20 protein-coding genes are annotated in these 18,888 nt (G+C 43.0%); all 20 read left to right on the forward strand.

Annotated features, from left to right (window positions below):
• The first annotated feature begins 34 nt into the window (after positions 1–34).
• The 20 genes from fliM to MKY52_RS20965 all read left to right on the forward strand — a co-directional run bounded on the left by fliM (position 35) and on the right by MKY52_RS20965 (position 18,868).
• Positions 35–1,033 carry a flagellar motor switch protein FliM gene (fliM, locus tag MKY52_RS20870; RefSeq protein ID WP_076119558.1) on the forward strand — a complete coding sequence of 333 codons (999 nt, stop codon included), beginning with the start codon at positions 35–37 and terminating at the stop codon, positions 1,031–1,033.
• Positions 1,023–2,324, forward strand: a complete 1,302-nt coding sequence (gene fliY / locus MKY52_RS20875; RefSeq protein WP_076299241.1) for a flagellar motor switch phosphatase FliY — start codon at positions 1,023–1,025, stop codon at positions 2,322–2,324. Before fliM ends, fliY begins: the two co-directional genes overlap by 11 nt.
• 26 nt (positions 2,325–2,350) lie before the next feature.
• On the forward strand, positions 2,351–2,716 hold the full coding sequence (locus MKY52_RS20880) for a response regulator (RefSeq protein WP_036688523.1): 366 nt from the start codon (positions 2,351–2,353) through the stop codon (positions 2,714–2,716).
• Positions 2,717–2,725: 9 nt separating this feature from the next.
• On the forward strand, positions 2,726–3,253 hold the full coding sequence (locus MKY52_RS20885; RefSeq protein WP_042189442.1) for a flagellar biosynthetic protein FliO: 528 nt from the start codon (positions 2,726–2,728) through the stop codon (positions 3,251–3,253).
• A complete protein-coding gene (fliP, locus tag MKY52_RS20890) occupies positions 3,250–4,014 on the forward strand; it encodes a flagellar type III secretion system pore protein FliP (RefSeq protein ID WP_042189441.1) in 765 nt (254 codons plus the stop codon). Before MKY52_RS20885 ends, fliP begins: the two co-directional genes overlap by 4 nt.
• A 21-nt stretch (positions 4,015–4,035) precedes the next feature.
• The gene (gene fliQ, locus MKY52_RS20895) at positions 4,036–4,305 is read left to right on the forward strand and encodes a flagellar biosynthesis protein FliQ (RefSeq protein WP_036688516.1); all 270 of its coding nucleotides are present in this window, start codon (positions 4,036–4,038) and stop codon (positions 4,303–4,305) included.
• A 9-nt stretch (positions 4,306–4,314) separates the two neighbouring features.
• Positions 4,315–5,100 (forward strand): flagellar biosynthetic protein FliR, encoded by a 786-nt coding sequence (gene fliR, locus MKY52_RS20900; RefSeq protein WP_042194135.1) that lies wholly within the window; start codon positions 4,315–4,317, stop codon positions 5,098–5,100.
• Between the two features lie 22 nt (positions 5,101–5,122).
• On the forward strand, positions 5,123–6,217 hold the full coding sequence (gene flhB, locus MKY52_RS20905) for a flagellar biosynthesis protein FlhB (protein WP_042189439.1): 1,095 nt from the start codon (positions 5,123–5,125) through the stop codon (positions 6,215–6,217).
• 17 nt (positions 6,218–6,234) lie between these two features.
• Positions 6,235–8,268: a flagellar biosynthesis protein FlhA gene (gene flhA, locus MKY52_RS20910; RefSeq protein ID WP_042189438.1), complete on the forward strand. Its 2,034-nt coding sequence runs from the start codon at positions 6,235–6,237 to the stop codon at positions 8,266–8,268.
• On the forward strand, positions 8,265–9,626 hold the full coding sequence (gene flhF, locus MKY52_RS20915) for a flagellar biosynthesis protein FlhF (protein WP_341053179.1): 1,362 nt from the start codon (positions 8,265–8,267) through the stop codon (positions 9,624–9,626). Before flhA ends, flhF begins: the two co-directional genes overlap by 4 nt.
• Entirely contained in the window at positions 9,623–10,504 is an 882-nt protein-coding gene (locus MKY52_RS20920; RefSeq protein ID WP_076285422.1) for a MinD/ParA family protein, read from the forward strand. The genes flhF and MKY52_RS20920 overlap by 4 nt, the downstream gene beginning before the upstream one ends.
• A 33-nt stretch (positions 10,505–10,537) precedes the next feature.
• On the forward strand, positions 10,538–11,869 hold the full coding sequence (locus MKY52_RS20925; RefSeq protein ID WP_341053180.1) for a protein-glutamate methylesterase/protein-glutamine glutaminase: 1,332 nt from the start codon (positions 10,538–10,540) through the stop codon (positions 11,867–11,869).
• Positions 11,870–11,903: 34 nt separating this feature from the next.
• Positions 11,904–13,976 (forward strand): chemotaxis protein CheA, encoded by a 2,073-nt coding sequence (locus tag MKY52_RS20930; RefSeq protein ID WP_076285424.1) that lies wholly within the window; start codon positions 11,904–11,906, stop codon positions 13,974–13,976.
• A 27-nt stretch (positions 13,977–14,003) separates the two neighbouring features.
• The gene (locus MKY52_RS20935) at positions 14,004–14,465 is read left to right on the forward strand and encodes a chemotaxis protein CheW (RefSeq protein WP_076285425.1); all 462 of its coding nucleotides are present in this window, start codon (positions 14,004–14,006) and stop codon (positions 14,463–14,465) included.
• A gap of 36 nt (positions 14,466–14,501) precedes the next feature.
• Positions 14,502–15,095, forward strand: a complete 594-nt coding sequence (locus tag MKY52_RS20940) for a chemotaxis protein CheC (RefSeq protein WP_371915738.1) — start codon at positions 14,502–14,504, stop codon at positions 15,093–15,095.
• On the forward strand, positions 15,088–15,585 hold the full coding sequence (locus tag MKY52_RS20945; protein ID WP_042189431.1) for a chemotaxis protein CheD: 498 nt from the start codon (positions 15,088–15,090) through the stop codon (positions 15,583–15,585). The genes MKY52_RS20940 and MKY52_RS20945 overlap by 8 nt, the downstream gene beginning before the upstream one ends.
• Before the next feature lie 2 nt (positions 15,586–15,587).
• A complete protein-coding gene (locus tag MKY52_RS20950) occupies positions 15,588–15,998 on the forward strand; it encodes a hypothetical protein (protein WP_341053181.1) in 411 nt (136 codons plus the stop codon).
• Between the two features lie 188 nt (positions 15,999–16,186).
• Complete coding sequence (locus MKY52_RS20955; protein WP_042189430.1) at positions 16,187–16,975, forward strand: FliA/WhiG family RNA polymerase sigma factor; 789 nt, start codon at positions 16,187–16,189, stop codon at positions 16,973–16,975.
• Positions 16,976–17,003: 28 nt separating this feature from the next.
• On the forward strand, positions 17,004–18,407 hold the full coding sequence (locus MKY52_RS20960; protein ID WP_341053183.1) for a DUF342 domain-containing protein: 1,404 nt from the start codon (positions 17,004–17,006) through the stop codon (positions 18,405–18,407).
• 149 nt (positions 18,408–18,556) lie between these two features.
• Positions 18,557–18,868 (forward strand): hypothetical protein, encoded by a 312-nt coding sequence (locus MKY52_RS20965; RefSeq protein ID WP_149646181.1) that lies wholly within the window; start codon positions 18,557–18,559, stop codon positions 18,866–18,868.
• The last annotated feature ends 20 nt before the right edge of the window (positions 18,869–18,888 follow it).

Genomic DNA, 18,888 nt, shown 5'->3' on the forward strand with positions numbered 1-18,888 from the left:
GGCATGATAATTCTTTGATAGGGGGGTGATTGAATTGGTTGATGTACTATCACAAAACGAAATAGATGCTCTACTTGCTGCACTTTCTTCAGGTGAGATGGATGCCGATGAACTTAAAAAGGAAGAAACTCAGAAGAAGATCCGATCTTATGACTTTAAACGGGCTGTTCGATTTTCAAAAGATCATATTCGTAGTCTTACAAGGATTCATGACAATTTCGCACGTTATCTTACAACGTACTTTTCAGCCCAATTACGCACCTTTGTGCAGATTAATGTCGTTCAAGTAGAGCAGCTCCCTTATGATGAATTCATTCGTTCCATTCCGAAAATGACAATACTGAACATTTTTGAAGCCGAACCTTTAGAAGGTCGAATGGTAATGGAAGTTCATCCAAACATCGCTTTCGCTATGCTTGACAGATTGCTGGGCGGTTTTGGGACTGCGCCATCTAAGATTAATGCTTTAACTGAAATCGAAACAACGATTATGGAGCGTATCTTCAGCAGATGTTTTGAGAGCTTGCAGGAAGCTTGGAAGACTGTGCTGGATATCCATCCGCGCATGGAAGCGCTCGAAACGAACCCACAGTTCATGCAAATTGTATCGCCCAATGAGACCATTGCATTAATCTCGTTAAGCACCAAAATTGGAGATACAACAGGTATGATCAATCTGTGCATACCGCACGTCGTTCTGGAACCAATAATGTCTAGACTATCTGTTCACCAATGGTTTGTAACAGAGAAGAAGACGCGGGATGCAGATGAACTTGAAGCTATTAAAGCTAGAGTTCATAAGGCGAAACTGCCGATTGTCGCTGAACTTGGAGAATCGAGCTTATCTATATCTGAGTTTCTTGGGCTTAGCGTCGGTGACGTGATCTCACTAAATAGGAATGTAGATACTGGACTCTCGATTAAGGTAGGGGAGAAGCTTAAGTTCATCGGAAGTCCTGGAATGGTGAAAGACCGGGTAGCCGTGCAAATAGACGAGATTGTCAGTGAAGGAGTTGAAGAATTTGACGAGTAAAGATTATTTATCCCAAGAAGAAATCGACGCCCTTCTGAGACAATCTGCGGAAGGCTCATTGGCTCCTTCAGAGAAAACGGTAAATGACTATTTAACACCGTTTGAACAGGATGCTTTGGGTGAAATCGGTAATATAACATTTGGTAGTGCAGCGACAGCTCTTTCCACTTTACTGGGGAAAAAGGTTGATATTACAACCCCTCAAGTTTCCATCATTACACGCGGGGAGTTTGAAGTGGCTTTTCCTAAACCACATGTAGCTGTACACGTGGAATATGTAGATGGATTTCAGGGTATTAACTCACTTGTTATTAAGATTAGGGATGCACAGGTCATCGCAGATTTAATGCTTGGTGGGGAAGGCGAACCTAAAGATGAAGAATTGAATGAAATACACATTAGTGCTGTGCAGGAAGCTATGAACCAAATGATGGGTTCTTCTGCCACATCAATGTCTACGATCTTCAATCGATTTGTTAATATTTCGCCTCCGGGTATCGACATTTTAAACATGTCCAGTGGTGAAGGTGTAGGCAGTTTACCCAATGAAGAAACCTTAATTCGAATTTCGTTTCGACTTAAGATAGGAGATTTAATAGACTCTACTATTATGCAGCTCTTGCCTGTCCAGTTTGCTAAGGATATGGTAACGATGCTTCTGGGTGATGTTAGCCCTGCAGCGCAGGAGGCTGCAGTTACGTCGACAGAGACTCCTGCTAAGCCAGCTCAAGAGACGCCTCCTGTAGCTCCTCCAGTGCAACAGGCGCCTTCACAGCCCGTAGGAGAAACACCTCCGCCGTACCCGCCGCAGGGGATGCCTGGTTATCCAGGGATGCCAGAAGGCGGATATTATTATCCTCCAGCAGGAATGCCGGCGTATGGCATGCCAGGGATGCCACCCTACGGAATGCCGCCTCAAGGCATGCCTTATGGGCAGACACCACCGCTTAGTCCTGAAGCGAATCGCAATGTAAATGTACAGCCTGTACAATTTGCTAACCTTAACGGTGGAGCTTTTGGTCATATTGATGAAAACAATTTAAATTTATTGATGGACATACCGCTTAGAGTAACCGTAGAATTAGGAAGGACCCAGAAGCAGATTAAAGATATTTTAGAAATGTCTCAAGGCTCGATCATTGAGCTGGACAAGCTCGCCGGTGAGCCTGTAGATATTTTGGTTAACAACAAGCTTATTGCCAAAGGTGAAGTCGTAGTTATCGACGAAAACTTCGGCGTACGCGTTACGGATATCGTCAGCCAGTGGGACCGAATTCAGAAATTACAATAAGCATACTTAGGGAGGATTTTGTAAAAATGGCTAACCGAATTCTAATCGTGGACGATGCAGCATTTATGAGAATGATGATCCGTGACATTTTGTCGAAAAACGGATTTGAAGTAGTGGGCGAAGCTCAGGACGGTTCTCAAGCTATAGAGAAATTTAAAGAACTGCGTCCGGACCTCATCACGATGGATATAACTATGCCTGAGATGGACGGAATCGCCGCCCTGAAAGAAATCAAGAAGGTAGATCCGGCTGCTAAGGTCATCATGTGTTCAGCCATGGGCCAGCAGGCTATGGTTATCGATGCTATTCAAGCGGGAGCAAAAGACTTTATTGTGAAGCCTTTCCAAGCTGACCGAGTTATTGAAGCTATCAACAAAACGTTGGGTGTGTAGGAAAAAGACATGCCCCTCAATTCAGAACCGCTCGGGAGCAATAACACCCTGCTGAATTTGCTTAACGTTATTATTGTCCTTGCGGTAATCATTGTACTTATTGTGCTGCTGATCCGTTTTCTTGGACGTCGTAATCAGACCTTTATGAGCGGGCGCTCCATTCGAACGCTTGGTGCTGTAGGGCTGGGACCTAACAAGTCGATGCAGGTTATTGAACTGGGAAGCAGCCTTTACTTAATCGGGATTGGTGAGAACATATCCATCTTGGATAAAGTCACTGATCCGGATGAGGTAGCTTTGATCATTGCAGCATTTGAGGATCAGTCCTCCAACCAGAATAATTTTCTCGCACCGCTTATTGCCAAGGTTAAGGTTAAGCTGCGTGGGGAGGTTCCATCAGAAGAAATCGAGCTTAGTGAAACATCATCTTTTTACGAGACACTGCAATCCAAGCTTCGTTCTGCACCAGAGCGAAAAGAGAAAATGGAAGAGCTGTTACGGGATGATGTTACTAAGGATGAGTCGAGGAATTTATGAAAAAGAAGCTAATTCTTGCTATTCTGCTGTTCGGGTTCATTAGTATAGTTATGATGCGGCCGATACATGCTGATCCTATACCTAATGTTAATATTCAGGTCGGTAATGAAGATGGTTCAAGCGGTGGTACCAGTTCCATATCAATTCTTCTTCTCGTTACGGTTCTGAGTATTGCTCCGGCGTTTCTAGTTCTTATGACCAGTTTTACTAGAATTGTAATCGTGCTCGGTTTTGTTAGAACCTCACTTGGTACTCAGGCCATGCCTCCGAATCAGGTGCTGGTAGGGCTTGCTCTGTTTCTGACCCTGTTCATTATGTCGCCAACTTTGGCGCAAGTGAATGAAACGGCATTACAGCCGTATATGAAGGGGACGATTACCCAGACTGAGGCTTTTGATAAAGCTGCTGATCCGATGAAAGAGTTTATGTTTAAACAGACCAATTCCAAAGACCTTTTGTTATTTATGAAATATACCGGTTATACGGGATCGGCTAAACCGGCTACATACAGTGATATTCCACTGACGGTGATGGTGCCAGCTTTCGCAATTGGAGAATTGAAAAAAGCTTTTACAATGGGCTTCTTAATTTTCATTCCATTTCTGATTATTGATATTGTTGTGGCGAGTACGCTGATGGCCATGGGGATGATGATGCTTCCCCCGGTCATGATTTCATTACCTTTTAAAATTATGCTCTTTGTACTGGTAGACGGCTGGTACTTAGTCATTAAATCACTACTTCTTAGTTTTAACACCTGACCTTAAGAGGAGGCATGAGGATTGAGTACGGAGTTTATTATCGGTCTAGCAAGCCAAGCCGTATATTTAGTGCTGGAAGTCAGCGCTCCCATGCTGATTCTTGGTCTGGTGGTAGGGCTAATAATCAGTATCTTTCAAGCTACGACACAGATTCAGGAACAGACGCTAGCGTTTGTTCCAAAAATCGTCGCAGTACTGCTGGCTTTATTGCTATTTGGACCGTGGATCATCACGAAGCTAATTGACTTTACTAGCCAAATTCTAGGCAATCTCTATATGTATATTGGTTAACCAATGAACATGGATACCTTATTGCAAAGTTTACCCGTCTTTTTGCTTATTTTTTGTCGAATTACAGCCTTTTTTGTTGTCGTTCCTGTATTTTCTTCTCAAGGGGTACCGACAACTTTTAAGATTGGCATATCTTTTTTTGTAGCATTGGTAGTCTTTAGTGCTAATGGAACAGGGATTACGATTCCGCAGGATTTTAGTTATATTTTGCTGATTATGAGAGAAGTATTAATAGGTTTATTGCTAGGTTTCATTGGATATTTGATGTTTATGGCGATTCAGACAGCAGGTTCTTTCATTGATATTCAGATTGGCTTCGGTATTGCCAACGTCATTGATCCTATGACAGGAACGTCAGCACCTATTCTCGGTAATTTCAAATATATGATAGCCCTGCTAATGTTTTTGAGTATGAATGGACATCACCATTTACTAGATGCCATTGTGTACAGCTATAAATGGATTCCTATGAATAATGATTTATTTCTACGCATGGTTGATGGTAGTTTGTCAGAGTTTCTGGTCCGAACATTTGCGCAGTCGTTTGTATTAGCTTTTCAAATGTCGGCTCCATTAGTAACTGCACTGTTTCTGACCGATGTTGGTCTTGCTTTTTTAGCGAGAACGGCTCCGCAATATAATGTATTCGTTATAGGGGTTCCTCTAAAAATCATCATAGGTATTGCACTTCTTTTAGTGCTGATGCCAGGTCTGGCTGTGTTGTTTCAGAATCTCTTCGAAATCATGTTCGAATCCATGGAGAATTTACTGGGTCTCATGGGGAAGAAGCCGTAGGTGACCGTAAGGGGAGAGTATTATGCCTAAGACGAAGCGTTATAGACTAGATCTTCAACTCTTCGCCGGTGAAAAGACGGAAAAAGCAACCCCGAAGAAACGGCAGGATGCTCGTAAAAAAGGCCAAGTAGCCAAAAGTGCTGAGCTGTCTGGTGCGGTTGTATTGCTAGCTGCGGTAGTTAGCTTGATGATGTTTGGTGGTTTTATGAAAGAGCGTTTTATGAAGCTATACACGGACGTATTTCAGAATCGAATGATGCTGGACGTTACGCCTGAGAATATAACGCTGTTATTTAATCAGTATGGCTTGCAAATCTTGATTTTGCTAGCTCCATTACTTGGAATTACGTTTGTTATGGCACTTGTTTCCAACTTGGCGCAGGTGGGCTTTATGGCTACAGGAGAGGGGATTACTCCTAAATTCAGTAAGATTAATCCGATAAAAGGATTCAAAAATATTTTCTCTATGCGTTCGTTTGTAGAATTCCTGAAATCAATATTTAAGCTTCTAATTATTTCTTATCTGGTATATAGCACATTATGGGGAGAAAAGAAGAACTTTGCATCCCTGTCGCATATCAGTGCGGAGGGAATTTTTAAGTTTGCGGCCAAGCTGACGATGAGTCTTGGTTTGAAAATCGGGGTTGCCCTGCTAATTATGGCTTTTCTAGATTTTATGTATCAGAAGTACGAGCACGAAAAAAGCCTGAAAATGTCTAAGCAGGATATCAAGGATGAATACAAAAAAATGGAGGGTGACCCTCTAATTAAAGGTAAGATCAGGGAACGCCAACGCAGAATGGCCATGCAGCGTATGATGCAGGAAGTTCCTAACGCGGATGTAATTATTACAAATCCAACTCACTTTGCTGTTGCGCTAAAATATGATGGTTCCAAAATGGAGGCGCCACAGATTATTGCAAAAGGGCAGGATTATGTAGCACTTCGTATACGGGAGCTGGCTAAAGAACATGGCGTCGTGACTATGGAAAACAAACCGCTGGCACGGGCATTATTCCAAAGAGCAGAAATTGGAGATGTCGTTCCAAATGATCTGTTTCAGGCTGTAGCTGAAGTGCTGGCATATGTATATAAACTTAAAGGTAAGAGGAAATAAGGCGGGGGGTTAGGACATTGAAAGCTAAAGATTTAACAGTTTTGCTAGGCATCATCGGTATTGTGCTTATGATGATTCTGCCTATCCCGTCCTGGCTTTTGGACGTTTTGCTAGTTATTAATATTTCTATAGCATTAATTATCATATTAGTTGCTATGAACACGAAGAATGCGCTCGAATTTTCAATTTTTCCTTCATTATTGCTTGTTACGACATTGTTTCGTCTGTCACTAAACATTTCGACAACGAAATTGATCCTGACTTACGCAGATGCGGGTTCCGTGGTATCTACTTTCGGAAGCTGGATCGCCGGTGGACAAATTGCCGTTGGATTTATCGTGTTTCTGATTTTGGTAGTGGTTCAGTTTATTGTTATTACTAAAGGTTCAGAGCGTGTAGCTGAGGTAGGGGCGAGATTTACCTTGGATGCGATGCCCGGCAAGCAGATGAGTATTGATGCCGATCTTAACGCAGGCATGATTAATGAAACACAGGCACGTGAGCGTCGCCGCAATGTTGAACGGGAAGCGGATTTTTTCGGAGCCATGGATGGTGCTAGTAAATTCGTTAAAGGAGACGCGATTGCGAGTATCATTATCCTGTTGATCAATCTTATTGGTGGATTTATTATCGGTATGGTTGTGCATGGAATGGATTTCTCCACTGCGTTATCTACTTATTCTGTATTGACGATCGGGGACGGTCTAGTCAGTCAGATTCCAGCTTTGCTCATTTCGACTGCAGCAGGTCTTATCGTTACTAGAGCTTCATCGGAAGGTAATCTGGCAGAAGAATTAACAGGTCAGTTACTCTCCTATCCAAAGTTGTTATATATTGTTGCAGTTACTGTTGCTTTTCTAGGTCTCTTTACACCTATACATATGATCACTACGCTCCCGCTAGCTGGTTTGCTGGCTTTTGCAGCCTATAGTATGGGACAAAATTTAAATCGAAAACAGATTGCCGAAGAGCAGCTTGTTGAAGAGAAACAGATTGAAGAGGTACGAAGTCCGGAAAGTGTAATTAATTTACTCTCTGTAGATCCTATTGAATTCGAGTTCGGCTACGGTCTTATACCTTTGGCAGATACAGGTCAGGGTGGAGATTTACTAGATCGTATCATCATGATTCGACGGCAATGTGCACTTGAAATGGGTCTTGTAGTGCCTGTTATTCGCATTCGCGACAATATTCAACTAAAACCGAATGAATATGTCATAAAAATTAAAGGAAATACTGTCGGCGGCGGTGAATTATTACTTAATCACTACTTAGCCATGAGTCCAGGCTATGATGATGAATCTATAAACGGTATTGAGACCATTGAACCATCTTTTGGACTTCCAGCGTTGTGGATTGACGAATCGGTTAAAGAGCGGGCTGAATTGTCAGGTTATACCGTGGTAGATCCACCATCCGTTGTTGCAACTCATTTGACGGAGCTGATTAAGCGTTATGGACATGAGTTGTTAGGACGACAAGAAACTAAGATGTTGGTGGATAACCTAAGAGACAATTATCCAGTGCTTGTTGATGATCTTATTCCTTCGGTATTAGCGATTGGGGATGTGCAAAAGGTACTTGCCAAGCTGCTGCGCGAGAAAATATCGATTAGGGATTTGGTTACTATCTTTGAGACGTTGGCGGATTACGGAACGTACACCAAGGATCCTGATATTCTTACCGAATATGTTCGTCAATCCTTGTCCAGACAGATTACTCAGCAATTCTCGCAAGTTGGAGAGACTCTGAAAGTTATTACGGTAGGACCTAACCTAGAGAAGAAAATTTCTGAGAGTGTGCAGCAATCTGAACAGGGCAGTTATTTGGCATTGGATCCAGCATCGACTCAAACGATCTATCAGCGGTTAAGTGAACAGATCAATCGACTGCTGCAGTCAGGACAACAGCCCATTGTACTCACATCACCCACCATTCGTATGTATTTGCGGCAGGTGATTGAACGGACAATGCAGGATATTCCTGTACTGTCTTATAGCGAACTAGAGCCTAACATTGAAATACAAAGCGTCGGAGTGGTGAATTTATGAGAGTGAAGCGTTATGTGGTCGATACGATGCCTGACGCCATGCATTCCATTCGTAGTGAGCTTGGAAGCGAGGCTGTAATTTTAAGTACTAAAGAAATTAAGATTGGCGGATTTTTAGGATTGTTTAAAAAGAAAAAAATAGAGGTAGTAGCGGCTGTTGAAAAAGCTCAAAAGGAGAGTGCTCCTGAAAAGCCTGTGAAGCCTGCGATGAACATTCCGCGCAGCGCTGTCCCGCAAGCTTACCAAAAAGCTTCATCTTCATCATCTGCTTCTACTGTAACGTTGGAAAAGCCGGAAGAGCCTCGGTCCTTTGCGGAAATCGCCGCTGCCTTGTCGGAAGCTATTGATGTAAAAGAATCGATAACCAAACATCCAGAGCCTGATCAGAAATCGCTTGAATCCATTCCAGATGAAACTACCTCTGTATCAGCCTTATATGAATCTTTAGGGTTAGATCAAACGCCAGAGGTTGCCTCGGCGCTGGAGAATGATGTTCTTCGTGAAATTAGAGATATGAAGCTTTGGATGGAACGAATTGCGAGGCAGTCTTCAGGGGCAAGAGAATTACCGGATAGTCTCCAGCAGCTTAGAGATCTTTTGATTGAGCAGGAGATGGATACTGTACTTGTTGAGGAGTGGATCAGTAATATCTCCGAACGTTGGGCGGATGAAGGGCGTACTTGGGGACCTGAGAAATTTCAGGAGTCCTTAAAAGAACAGCTCGATGGATTCCTGTCAGGGCGAATCGCTGATGGAATTGCACCTGATACCCAAATCGTATATATTGCAGGGCCCACAGGAGTAGGAAAAACTACTACCATAGCCAAGCTTGCGGCTGAACAGCTATTCAAAAACGGACGCAAGGTTGGTTTTATCACCTCTGATACGTATCGAATTTCAGCTGTGGAGCAGTTGCGTACATACGCAGCTATCCTGAATGTTCCGCTAGAGGTTGTACAATCTCCCGGAGATTTACAAAGAGCACTCTTTCGATTGGAGAGTTGTGATCTTGTAATTATGGATACAGCTGGACGGAATTATCGTAATGATATGCTTGTAGCAGAACTGCAAAGCTTGCTAGCGAAGGAATTAAGAAGTGAGACCTATCTTGTACTCAGCTTAACTTCGAAAAGCCGTGATATGAAATTGATTGCAGAGCATTTCGGCAGGTACAAGCTGGATAAAGTTATTTTTACCAAGCTAGATGAGACGGGAAGTTATGGACCACTCTTTAACGTCCTGAATGATTTCCCTCTCACATTATCTTATATGACCAATGGTCAAAATGTACCTGACGATTTATTGATGGCTTCCAAAGAACAACTTAGTGAGATGCTTCTTGGAACAGGTGAATCATGATGGATCAGGCACAATCCTTGAGACAGCTTGTATCCAGTCAGGAGCCTAAACTAGCTGAAAAAGGGGAAACATCCGCCCGTATCATTACTGTTTGTAGTGGTAAAGGTGGCGTAGGGAAATCGAATTTCACACTTAATTTCGCTTTAACTTTAAAAGCAATGGGAAAGAGAGTATTGCTGTTCGATGCAGATATTGGCATGGCTAACATAGACGTGTTAATGGGCGTGTCGGCGAAGTATAACCTATATCATCTGTTAAAAAGAGAAGCGGATATTGAGCAGATTATTCAGTTAGGACCGAACGGGCTACCTTTTATAGCTGGTGGATCGGGCATGGATGAGTTGTTTTCTCTTTCGGAATCGGACCTTAATTATTTCACAGCCCAGATAGCCCTTATTGCGGACAGCATGGATTATATTTTGTTCGATACAGGTGCTGGATTATCTAAGGAAACGATGAAGTTTATAACCTCTGCGGACGATTGCCTAGTAGTTACAACACCAGAGCCAACTGCTATAACAGACGCTTACGCATTAATGAAGGTTGTGAATCGGACGTATCCGGAGATTTCTTTTAAACTGATTGTGAATCAAGCGGGTGATGAGAGAGAAGCATCAGTGACAAGTGATAAGATCCGTATGGCGGCCAGTCGTTTTTTGCAATTAGATGTTTCCTATCTTGGTCATATAAGCTCAGATGCCCATGTAGTGCAGGCTGTCAAAAGGCAGACGCCATTTTCATTGGCTTTTCCAAACAGTGTTGCTGCAAAAGATATACATCGGCTAGCCCTAAGTTATTTGACCATAGATGGTAAAAAAGAAACAAAAGTTCAAGGTATTAAAGGCTTTATCCATAAATGGTTAAAGCGAAGTAAATAATTGTTCTGAATCTGGAACAGAGGTGGAAATGATATGAAGCCATATAAAGTTTTGGTTGTTGATGATTCTGCATTTATGCGCAAGATCATTTCCGATTTAATTGAAAATGACGCTGACTTTCAGGTGACGGCAACAGCCACAAATGGTCGCGAGGCTATCGAGAAAATAAACAAACTTCGGCCGGATCTAGTTACTATGGATGTGGAAATGCCGGAGATGAACGGCCTGGAAGCGCTGAAAATAATAATGGCGTCAGATCCGCTGCCAGTGATTATGCTGTCAGGCATCAATGAAGAGGGCATGAAGGAAACCATTCTTGCACTGGAATGGGGCGCTTTTGATTTCATTCGTAAACCTTCAATATCAAATTCCCAGGATATAACGGGCGTAGGGGAATCCCTAAGAGAGCAAATGAAAGAAGCTATGTTGGCTCGAGAGCAACGTGAAGCGCGAGCATCTGCTTTTAGGATGCCTGACATCACGCCTTTAGAGCCATTACTGCCGACTGCACCGAGATTGTTACCGGACAAATCCAAGGCAGCACTTAAATCTTCTCTCAAAGATGAAGAAATGAGAAAACCGCGGGGGAAACAGCCAGTAGATAGTACTATCCCTAAAAAAGCAACCAAACCAATCATCTCTGCTAAAACACCGTTAATCGAAAAGTCTAAACCAAACACTAAAGTAGAGAATAAACCAATTCCGCCCAAACCGGTGATAGAGTCTTTAGTGGAGGTATCTACTGAGTCTTCGGGACTTTCTCCAGATCGAATGGTTGGTAGCAAGAATTTGCACAAATTAGTTGCTGTCGGTTGTTCTACAGGCGGACCTCGTGCACTGAAGGTACTCCTGGAGAAAATTCCAGCGGATTTTCCAGCTCCTATTGTCATTGTGCAGCATATGCCGCCTAACTTTACGAAATCACTAGCCCAGCGTCTGAATACATTCAGTCCGCTAGAAGTGTTAGAAGCAGAGCAGGGGATGATATTACGAAAAGGAGCAGCCTACATTGCGCCTGGAGGCTATCATTTACAAGTTACACCCACATCTAAAGGGCAATATGCAGTTGTACTCACGAAGGAGGAGGCGCGAAATGGCCACCGACCTTCAGTGGATGTTTTATTCGAATCATTGCTTCCACTCACATCTCTAGATCGGCACGTGTTGCTGATGACAGGGATGGGTAGTGATGGTGCTAGGATGATGAAATCTCTCTATGACTCAGGGGTTACCTCAACATTTGCTGAAAGTGAAGAGACCTGTGTCGTTTACGGGATGCCGCGATCTGCGGTGGAATTGCAGTGCGTCAAATATGTACTGCCTTTGCAAGAAATTGCTCCAAGGCTAGTGCAAGCCGTTAAATAACGGAAAAGCGAACTCGAAGGGGAGGTGCTCTACTATGGACATGAACCAATATTTATCCATGTTTATTGATGAGTCGAATGATCATCTGCAGTCATTGAACGAGAGCATGATGGGACTGGAAGCGAATCCTGAGGATCTTAGTATCGTCCAGGTAATATTCCGCTCTGCGCACACTTTAAAAGGTATGGCAGCGACTATGGGCTTTGAAGATTTGGCTTCACTTACACACCAAATGGAGAATGTGTTAGATCTTGTACGTAATAACAAGCTGCGCATGCAGGATTTCATTTTTGATACGTTATTCAAAAGTTTGGATGCCTTAGAGTCTATGGTTGAGGATATTACTAGCGGTGGCGAAGGTAAAGCAGATGTATCAGCCATTGTCTCATCCCTACAGGCTATCGTACGGGGTGAGATTCCTGTTGAAGGCGGTACAGCATCTGCTGCTAATATGCCTGCTGCACAAGCAGCTGAAACTCCGATTCATTTAGATGAGTTCCAATTTTCTGTTCTAGAACAATCGATTCAGGAAGGGCATCATGCATTGTATGTGGACGTAACGATCCGTAAGGATTGTCAACTTAAGGCTGTACGTGCATACATGGTGTTTGATCTGCTCGAACGTTCGGGGGAAGTAGTTAAATCCTTCCCATCCGTTCAAGATATAGAACAAGAGAAATTTGACCAAAGCTTCTCACTCTATTACATAACCCAAAAAAACGCTGATCAGATTCAGGCAATGATTATGAATTTGTCTGAGATTGATAAAGTAACAGCAGTAGCACTAGATCAAGAATCCTTGAAAATGCTTGGTCAAGAAACGGCAGCTGCCGTGTCAGAGGTTGCCGCAACAGCCACTGTAGAGGAAACAGCTCCAGCTGCTTCAGTAGCATCTAAACCATTGCCTACCAAAGATGAAGCTAATAAGCCGGGAGCAACTAAAACAGGAGGGGCGCCTTCACGTACGATTCGTGTAGATATCGAACGCTTAGATGTGCTCATGAATCTATTTAGTGAACTTCTGATTGACAGAGTTCGTTTAGAACAGCTGGCTTCTGAGGTTCAGAATGGTGATCTTACGGAAACTGTCGAGCATATGGGCAGAGTAAGCGGAGATCTCCAGAATATTGTGATGAAGCTTCGTATGGTTCCAGTAGATACCGTATTTAACCGGTTCCCACGTATGCTTCGTGATCTAGCTAAGTCGCTGGACAAGAAAGTAGATCTAATTGTAACGGGTGCCGAAACAGAGCTTGACCGGACGGTAATTGATGAAATTGGTGATCCACTTGTACATTTATTGCGTAATGCGGTTGATCACGGAATTGAATCCATTGCTGATCGTATTGCTGCTGGTAAACCAGAGACTGGGACAGTTCATCTACGTGCTTTCCACAGCGGAAATCATGTCTTCATTGAAATTGAGGAAGATGGAACAGGTATTTATCCAGAGAAGGTTTTGAAGTCTGCTGTGAAAAAAGGCGTGATCACGCAAGAGCAAGCGAAGAATATGACGGATGATGAAGCTTATCAATTACTATTTGCACCAGGTTTCAGCACGGCAGAAGTTATTTCTGATGTCTCAGGTCGTGGCGTAGGACTGGATGTAGTAAAATCTAAGATTTCTTCCCTGGGTGGTAATGTAACGATCTATTCTTCACCAGGCAAAGGTACGAATTTTTCAGTTCAGTTGCCACTTACTCTATCTATTATTGCAGCCATGCTTATTCGATTGGGTTCTGAGAAGTATGCCATTCCATTATCCTCTATTGTGGAAACTGGAATCGTGCAGAACACTCAAATCCGTACGATTCATGGCAACAAAATGATAGAGTTCAGGAATTCTCATATTCCACTAGTTTCTCTAAGTCGTCTATTTTCGGTACCTGATTATGATGAGAGTACTGAAGAAGAGACAGAGATCGTAGTTGTACGTAAGGGAGAACGTCTTGTAGCCTTAGCTGTACAGGATTTTATTGGTCAGAACGAGATCGTTATCAAGAATCTGGGTAAATATTTACCTGAAATTCAAGGGATATCTGGCGCAACGATACTTGGAGATGGCCAAGTCGCACTTATTATTGATCCGAACGCTTTTATTAAATAACTAGGATAGAACAGGGAGGTTCGTTCCATGGCTGAAGATATTAAAGTGATAGTGTTCAAATTAGGTTCAGAGGAATACGGTATCGAAGTTGAGAAGGTACAAACCATTGAGCGCATGATGCCAATAACTCGTGTGCCTAAAACGTATTCGTTTATCAAGGGTGTAATTAATTTACGTGGTGTTGTTATCCCTGTGATTGACCTTCGAGGCCGCTTTGGGATCGAAGAGGCGGAGCAAACAGACCAGTCACGTGTAATTATCGTATCTGTTAATGAAATGGAAGTAGGTTTCATTGTAGATTCAGCAAATGATGTAATAGATTTGAACAGGGATTCTATCGATACACCTCCAGATGTTGTTGGCGGCATCAAAGCGAAGTATTTAGATGGGGTGGCCAAGATAGGTGAAGAGCGCTTGCTGATTATGCTTAATCTGTCAGAAGTGCTTAACAAAGGCGAAATCGTTCAATTAGAAAGCCTAGAGGGCTAACCTGTGGAATTATTTAAGCACTATAAGGATTTTAAAATGGATGTGCTTAAGGAAGTCGGGAATATTGGAGCTGGGAATGCAGCCACCGCATTATCACAGCTCTTGAATAAGCCGATTGATATGGCTGTTCCCAAGGTACAGCTTCTCAACTTTGAAGAGATTACGGACAAAGTTGGTGGAGCTGAAGAACTAGTATATGCAGTTTTCTTACGTGTGGAGGGAGAAGCTCCGGGCAACCTGTTTTTCATACTTTCCCCGGAAGCCGCTTTGAACTTACTCAGTCGTATTGCAGGCATCGAGATTTTGAGTGACCAAGAGCTTGGAGAAATGGAACTTTCCGCGCTGAGTGAAATTGGAAATATATTAGCAGGATCGTACCTATCTTCTCTTGCAGACTTTACCTCACTTTCTATGTATCCAACAGTTCCTGCACTTGCTATGGATATGGCTGGAGCCATCCTAAGCTACGGTTTGCTGCAATTTGGGCAAATGGGTGACGATGCATTGTTGATCGATACTACCTTTTTTGAGGGGAAAAACGAAATTGAAGGGCAATTTTTCCTTATTCCCGATCCGGAATCATTCCCGAAAATCTTCAAATCGCTAGGAGTTCCGTTTGAAAATGATTGAAGAACAAAGCATCATTAAAGTAGGGATGGCAGATCTTAACATTGGAAGCCAGGATAGTTTGATTCGTACAACGGGTCTTGGCTCCTGCGTGGGATTGACATTGTTTGACCCTGGAAAAAAACTCGCGGGAATGGCGCATGTGATGCTCCCTACTTCTGAGATTGCTAGGGAAGGGCAATTAAACATCGCTAAGTTTGCAGATACTGCAGTGCCGGAGCTCTTATCCCGTTTGCTGGAGCTTGGTGCGGTTCGGAGTCGGATCGTAGCCAAGATGGCAGGAGGATCACAAATGTTTGCCTTTGCCGGGGGGAGCGACACCATGAGGATCGGGCCTCGTAATGTTGAATCTTGTAAACTTGCTCTTGAGAATTTGAAAATTCCGTTAATTGCGGAAGACACGGGCGGTAATTATGGCCGTACGATAGAAATTGCCTGCAACACTGGTGTATTGTTCATCCGCAGTGTGCAAAAAGGCGCTAAGGAAATATAAATATGAAGATGATAGGAAACATTTTTATAAACTTGCTGTTTGGTTTGATAGGTTTTGTATTCACTTTTTTTGTAACCTACAGTAATAATGTTCTCGGTACTAGTTTATTACGAAGCCTATTAGGATTTATCATCTGGTTTCTGCTTGCTTTCCTCCTAAGATGGGTATTGGGTTCTATCGTGTATCAATCATCACCTCCGGATGAACAGGATGTTGAGGGAGAAGAACTTGGTGCAAAGCTAGACATCAGTACCCCTAATGAGGATGAAGAGTTAATTAATCTACTCAAACCGAGGCCAGGACAAGGGAGTGGGAACAGTGAGGGGTTCAAGCCGCTCACACCCCCAAAACTAGTCTCTATGAAAGATCCTGAAGAATTGGCCAAGGCCGTTCGTCACCTGAAAGAAGAATAAGCGAGCGCTGTGGCGGAATCGGTTATCTTAAATATAAGAAAGTATAAGTTTCACTTTATACATTATCCTTATATTTCTCGCTTAAACGCTACCGTCCTCATAAGGATGCCGAAGGCGTTTATGCTTGTGACTAGGCAGGTTTCGCCGCGACAAGCTCTCTGACTAAACTTTGGGAAGGGTGAAAGCTATTGAACGAGCGTAAAGCTTCTCAATTGGAAACTGACGAGCTATGGGAACAGTGGAAAGAACACAGTGACCCTGAAGCCAAAAAGAAGCTGATAGAGAGTTATCTCCATATTGTTGATTATGTATCCAGCCGTTTGGCTGTGGGATTGCCCAAAAATGTATCTAAAGATGATTTAGCCAGCAATGGAGTAATGGGATTAATTGATGCGATTGAAAAATTCGACTACAAACGGGGATTGCAGTTTCAGACCTATGCTTCCTGGCGCGTACGTGGTGCGATTTTAGATTCCTTACGCCAAAGTGATTGGGTCCCTAGATCTGTGCGAGAAAAAGCTAAAAAAATCGAGGACGCTTATCAGCAGTTGGAACAGAAGTATTTGAGATCCGTTAGTGATGAGGAAATGAGTCTATACCTGAATATTAGTGTAACTGAATTTCAAAATATGTTGCAGGATGTGGCTGTAATGTCACTATGTTCACTGGAAGACCCGATTCGTGAAGAGGAATCAGAGACCCGAATGTCCATACTGGTGGACGATAAAGCTAAGAATCCGGATAGCAAGGTAAATGAGTTCTACTTACGCGAAGCCCTCACCAAAGGTATTGAGAAATTAACGGTGAAAGAACGGACCGTTGTGTCCCTTTTATATTATGAAGATTTATCATTGAGCGAAATCGCAGAGGTCATGTCACTATCTCCTTCACGGATTTCGCAGCTTCATTCCAAGGCTATTTTGCGGCTGCGGGGAACGCTTGAGAAGAATCGCGATCTACTTATGCAAAACGATTAACCGTTAGTGGTGACAAGGGGGAGCAAAATTGATCGGTCAAAATGCTTTGGATCAGTACTTAAGTATTACTTTTTCGGATGACAAAGGGATCGCGTATTTGCAGTTCTCCAAAAAGGATGAGAATTTTTCCTGCTCTCCTACAGAATTGGAAAGCTTCCTGCACAGTCACAATATTCGCTACGGGGTCCAGCGTGATATTGTTGGACGTATTTGTAGTCATCCGGAGGAGTTTTTTTGGAGTAAAGTCGCTATTGCTACAGGCGAACCTGCAGTAAATGGAGTCGACGGAAGTATTATGCTTACTGTTGATCTGGAAGAGGATCGCAAGCCGCTTGAAAAAGCGGATGGTAAGGTGGATTATAAGGATTTAGTTCGGCTTCGTAACGTCCTCAAAGGAAAGCTGATAGCTAGAATTATCCCTGCTCAGCCTGGTAAGCATGGTAAGACTGTAACTGGTGATGAGCTTGCTTTCAGAGCTGGAAGGGAAGCTCATTTTAAAGTGGGTAAGAACGTACTCGTTGATAACAATGGAACCTCGATGTATGCCGCAATTGACGGTCTTGTTACTTTAACCGATAGAGGTAAAATCAATGTATTTCCTGTCTATGAAGTGAATGGTGATGTGGACTACAGTACTGGGAACATTGATTTTGTAGGTACCGTTGTTATTCGAGGAAACGTACTTTCAGGATTTTCTGTAAAGTCCGCCGGTGATATTCGTGTGGTTGGTGGAGTTGAAGGAGCGGAATTAATCTCTGGGGGATCCATCGAAATTACAGGTGGAATTATCGGCTATAACAAAGGACATGTAACTGCTGGGAAAAATGTTAAGGTCTCTTTCATTCAAGATGGTAATGTAACAGCTGGTGAAGATGTCATTGTATCCCAGAGCATTATGCATTCCAATATACGTGCGGGCAGAGACGTTCTTTGTAACGGAGCTAAGGGATTGATAGTTGGCGGAACTGTACAGTCTGGGGAAAGAGTCGTAGCACGTACCATAGGCAATACCATGTCCACAGCGACTTCTATTGAGGTAGGAGTAGTACCTGAGCTCAGAAATGAGATTAACGAGCTACGTCAATCACTGCGTCAATTACTTGAAAATGAGGACAAAACGTCTAAAGCGTTGTATCTATTAAATCAATTGGCAACTAATGGTCAACTCCCTGCAGATAAAGTGGCACTTCGCGTTAAATTGAATGCTACTAAACAGTCTCATCAACGTGAGGAAAAAAGAATTAAAGAACGTGTACTAGAGATTGAAAGAATGCTAGAAGATACAGGCAGAGCTAGAGTTGAAGTGATCAAAACGATCTATGGCGGATCCAAAATTATGATCGGTAGATATACACGATTTGTAAAGGACCCCACAGAACGAGTTGTGTTTGTTTATAGTGAAGGTGATATATCCTTAACGCCATACAATTAATCGGGCGGGCAGCAATAGCGGCCGGCCATTCTTGAAATATAAGAAAGTATAAGTTTCACGTTATACATTATCCTTATATTTTTACGAGAAACGGTTATCGTCTTCATAAAGACGACAACATCGTTTCTTCTTATGAGAAGAGGGTTATGATGAGCCTAAAACCAGTGGAACTGCAAATTGCACTACCTCGGACTACGGAAGCGGGTAAGGTTCAGAATGAATCTCAGCAGCGCCCCGCTATTGATCAGCATCAACTGGCCGGACAAAATGTGAAACAAAGTCAGGAAATGACCATGCGAAGCGCTGAAGTGGATGAATCTTCTGAGTCTGCTTTACGCGATGGCGGAGATAAAGGCAATCATAATTCCGGAGGGAATCCTTCCTCGGAGAAACGTTCGAAGTCAGGTACTCGTGATGCGGAACATCCTTACAAAGGACAGCGCATTGATCTGAGTCTTTAATAAGTAATTATATTTGATAT

Source organism: Paenibacillus sp. FSL P4-0184, from assembly GCF_038004625.1.
Taxonomy (GTDB): Bacteria; Bacillota; Bacilli; order Paenibacillales; family Paenibacillaceae; genus Paenibacillus_AQ.

Bases quoted from the DNA above. Each gene is read 5' to 3' on its own strand.
- MKY52_RS20880 (WP_036688523.1), top strand. From the start codon at position 2,351: ATGGCTAACCGAATTCTAATCGTGGACGATGCAGCATTTATGAGAATG.
- MKY52_RS20885 (WP_042189442.1), top strand. From the start codon at position 2,726: ATGCCCCTCAATTCAGAACCGCTCGGGAGCAATAACACCCTGCTGAAT.
- fliP (WP_042189441.1), top strand. From the start codon at position 3,250: ATGAAAAAGAAGCTAATTCTTGCTATTCTGCTGTTCGGGTTCATTAGT.
- fliR (WP_042194135.1), top strand. From the start codon at position 4,315: ATGGATACCTTATTGCAAAGTTTACCCGTCTTTTTGCTTATTTTTTGT.
- flhB (WP_042189439.1), top strand. From the start codon at position 5,123: ATGCCTAAGACGAAGCGTTATAGACTAGATCTTCAACTCTTCGCCGGT.
- flhF (WP_341053179.1), top strand. From the start codon at position 8,265: ATGAGAGTGAAGCGTTATGTGGTCGATACGATGCCTGACGCCATGCAT.
- MKY52_RS20920 (WP_076285422.1), top strand. From the start codon at position 9,623: ATGATGGATCAGGCACAATCCTTGAGACAGCTTGTATCCAGTCAGGAG.
- MKY52_RS20925 (WP_341053180.1), top strand. From the start codon at position 10,538: ATGAAGCCATATAAAGTTTTGGTTGTTGATGATTCTGCATTTATGCGC.
- MKY52_RS20930 (WP_076285424.1), top strand. From the start codon at position 11,904: ATGGACATGAACCAATATTTATCCATGTTTATTGATGAGTCGAATGAT.
- MKY52_RS20935 (WP_076285425.1), top strand. From the start codon at position 14,004: ATGGCTGAAGATATTAAAGTGATAGTGTTCAAATTAGGTTCAGAGGAA.
- MKY52_RS20940 (WP_371915738.1), top strand. From the start codon at position 14,502: ATGGATGTGCTTAAGGAAGTCGGGAATATTGGAGCTGGGAATGCAGCC.
- MKY52_RS20945 (WP_042189431.1), top strand. From the start codon at position 15,088: ATGATTGAAGAACAAAGCATCATTAAAGTAGGGATGGCAGATCTTAAC.
- MKY52_RS20950 (WP_341053181.1), top strand. From the start codon at position 15,588: ATGAAGATGATAGGAAACATTTTTATAAACTTGCTGTTTGGTTTGATA.
- MKY52_RS20965 (WP_149646181.1), top strand. From the start codon at position 18,557: ATGAGCCTAAAACCAGTGGAACTGCAAATTGCACTACCTCGGACTACG.